The sequence below is a fragment of the Melaminivora alkalimesophila genome (assembly GCF_000282995.1).
In the GTDB taxonomy this organism is placed as follows: domain Bacteria; phylum Pseudomonadota; class Gammaproteobacteria; order Burkholderiales; family Burkholderiaceae_C; genus Melaminivora; species Melaminivora alkalimesophila.
In genome coordinates this window covers 1-2,491 of record NZ_ALEE01000223.1, presented here as the reverse complement: position 1 = coordinate 2,491, position 2,491 = coordinate 1, and the positions used below count along the sequence as shown (strand labels likewise).

Below are 2,491 nucleotides of genomic sequence, written 5' to 3'. Positions count from 1 at the left end.
AACCCGCTGGCGGCGCCGCCGCAGGTGCTGCGCGTCCTGGCGGCTGGCAACGACGCTGCCGTGGCGCATTTCCTGGCAGGGCGCGAGGCGGACCAGGTGGGGCTGGACCAGAGCGCCTTCAACGCGGCCTGGCTCGACAGCGGCGGCAGCGAAGGCGTGGAGCTGGTGGCGCGCGTGCCGCTGGCCGATGGCGGGGCGGTCCGCGTGGTGCGGCGTTACTTCCTCGGTGCGCGCGGCACGGACGGGTTACCATGGCGGGTTTTCCACGCCGAGAATTTCTTCGAACCCCCTGCGGTTTCCGGTCCCTAGCGACATGACTTCCCCTTCCTCGGAACTCCGGCTCTTCGGCCTCGACCTGTCCACGGCCGGGCGGCAGGCCCGCCAGGCGTGGTGCAGGGTGCTGCGCCTGCCGGCGCTGGCCTGGCTGGGGCCGCGGCCCGTGGTGCTGTTGCACGAGGCGGACGGCGGCCTGGGCCTGTGGGAGCCGCAGGGCAGCGGGGTCTTCCACCGCCGGGGCGACGGAGCGCCCGGGACACGCGCGGCCTTCGAAGCGGTCGAGTTGCCGGAAGAGGTGGTGCTGCGGCGCCAGCTCGCGCTCCCTGCGCTGGGCCAGGAGGAGCTGGCGCGCGCCATCGAGATGGACGCACAGGCCAGCAGCCCCTTTCCCCAGTCGGAGCTGGTGTGGGGGCACGGTCCGGTGCGGCCCGACGGGCGCTCGGGCCAGGTGCGGGTCGAGCTCGCACTGGCCTCGCAGCGCAGCGTCGAGCAATGCCTGGCTGGCACCGGCCGCACCCCGGACGGCCCGCTGCCGGAGGTCTGGGTGCGCAGCGCCGATGGCCCGGCGTTCGCCTTTGCGTTCGAGGGCTATGGCCAGGAGCGTCGCCGCCGGGCCGAACGCCGCGGCTGGAGGGTTCTCGCCCTGTTGGCCCTGTTGGCGCTGGGGTTGCTGGTGGCCATTGCCATCACACCGACTCTCCAGCTGCGCCAGCGCGCCCTGCAGGCGGTGGCTGCCTCCGACCGGATGGTCGAGCAAACCCGTTCCCAGGTCGCCAAGCGCGAAGCGCTGCTGGCGGCCAACGAACAACTGCGGAGCCTGGGCGAAGTGATTGGCCAGCGGCCCAGCCCCTTGCGCACGCTGCACACCCTGACCCAGGTGCTCGGCGATGAGACGGTGCTCCAGCGCCTGCAGATCGAAGGCCGCACCGTTCTCATCGCTGGCCACACGCCCGATACCGCCGCCATGATGCAAAAGCTCAGCGCCCAGCCGGGTTTCAAGGGCGTGCGCGCCCCGTCCGCCGCCACGCGCCCGGCCGGCGCCACCAAGGAAAGTTTCCAGGTCGAGTTCATCCTCGACGACGAGGCCGCCGCCAGCTCGGCGGCCAGTGTCCAGCCCCCTGGGGCGCAGGGGCAACGCCCGGAGGCCCAGCCATGAACCGGCCCACCGCCCGCGACTGGGCCTGGGTGGCCGCCACGCTGGCGCTGGTGCTGCTGCCCCTGCTGTTTGGCGCAGGTTACGTCTGGCGCAAGCACCACTGGGCGCAGGCGGAACTGGAGCGCATTGCCCCGCGCTACGCCCGCCTGGCCGGATTGCAGGAGGCGCCCCAGCTCGACGAGCGGCTGGCGGCCGCCCGGCAGCGGCTTGCCCAATATGTCTACCCCGCCGACATGGATGCGACCCAGGCCGGCAACGACGCGCAGCAGCGCGTGCGGGCCGTGTTCAGCGCCGCCGGCCTCACGGTGGTCAGCAGCCAGGTCCTGCCGACCAAGGTGGAGCATGGGTTCGAGCGCATCTCCCTGGCGGTGCGCGTCGAAGGCGAGCTGGTCCACCTGCAAAGCGCCCTGGCCGTTTTGCCCAGCCTGTCGCCTGCCGTGTTGGTGGACGGCATGAACGCGCAGGTCGTGGGCGTGCAACGTGCCGACCGGCCGCAGCGCCTGGCCGTCCAGTTCAACCTGTCCGTGCTGCACGCCAAACCCGCATGAAACAGCACGGCATCCGCCTTTTTCTCGCGCTCAACGCGGCGTTGGCGGCGCTGCTCGCCTGGCTGTGGCTGGGCCCCGACGGCGCGCCGCGCCACCTGCGCTGGGAGCCGCCGGCGCCCATGGCGCCGGAGCTGGGCGAGGCCGCGGCGCCCTTGCCGCAGGTCGAGGCCGTGGATACGGCGCTTTTCATCGCCACGCTCGATCGCCCCCTGTTCTCACCCAGCCGCCGGCCCGCGCCGGTGGCCCCGCCGGCTGGTGCGGCGCCCAAGGAAGAGGCGCCCGATCCGCTCGCTGGCATCCAGCTCTACGGCCTGTACGCCACCGAAGAGGGCGGCGGCATCCTGGCGCGCGTGCAGGGCAAGGTGCGCCGCATCGCCGTCAACGAAAGCCTGGGCGGCTGGACGCTCAAGTCGATTCAGGAGCGCGAGGCCGTCCTGGTGCGCGATGGCGAGGAGCGCCGTCTGCCGCTGGCCATCAGCCGTCCCGCGGCGACCGGCAGGGCGGGCGCGCC

3 protein-coding genes and 1 pseudogene are annotated in these 2,491 nt (G+C 72.9%); all 4 read left to right on the top strand.

What is annotated here, in order from left to right:
• Positions 1-309, top strand: a pseudogene (locus tag A612_RS17285) (type II secretion system protein GspK); the annotation flags it as partial.
• A gap of 4 nt (positions 310-313) precedes the next feature.
• A complete protein-coding gene (locus A612_RS03865) occupies positions 314-1,432 on the top strand; it encodes a PilN domain-containing protein (RefSeq protein WP_141630318.1) in 1,119 nt (372 codons plus the stop codon).
• Entirely contained in the window at positions 1,429-1,980 is a 552-nt protein-coding gene (gene gspM, locus A612_RS03860; RefSeq protein WP_019373240.1) for a type II secretion system protein GspM, read from the top strand. The genes A612_RS03865 and gspM overlap by 4 nt, the downstream gene beginning before the upstream one ends.
• A partial coding sequence (locus A612_RS03855; protein ID WP_019373239.1) for a hypothetical protein occupies positions 1,977-2,491 on the top strand: 515 nt, incomplete at its 3' end. The genes gspM and A612_RS03855, both read left to right, overlap by 4 nt.

Excerpts from the sequence above, each read along its gene's own strand:
- A612_RS03865 (WP_141630318.1), top strand. The coding sequence starts at position 314 with ATGACTTCCCCTTCCTCGGAACTCCGGCTCTTCGGCCTCGACCTGTCC.
- gspM (WP_019373240.1), top strand. The coding sequence starts at position 1,429 with ATGAACCGGCCCACCGCCCGCGACTGGGCCTGGGTGGCCGCCACGCTG.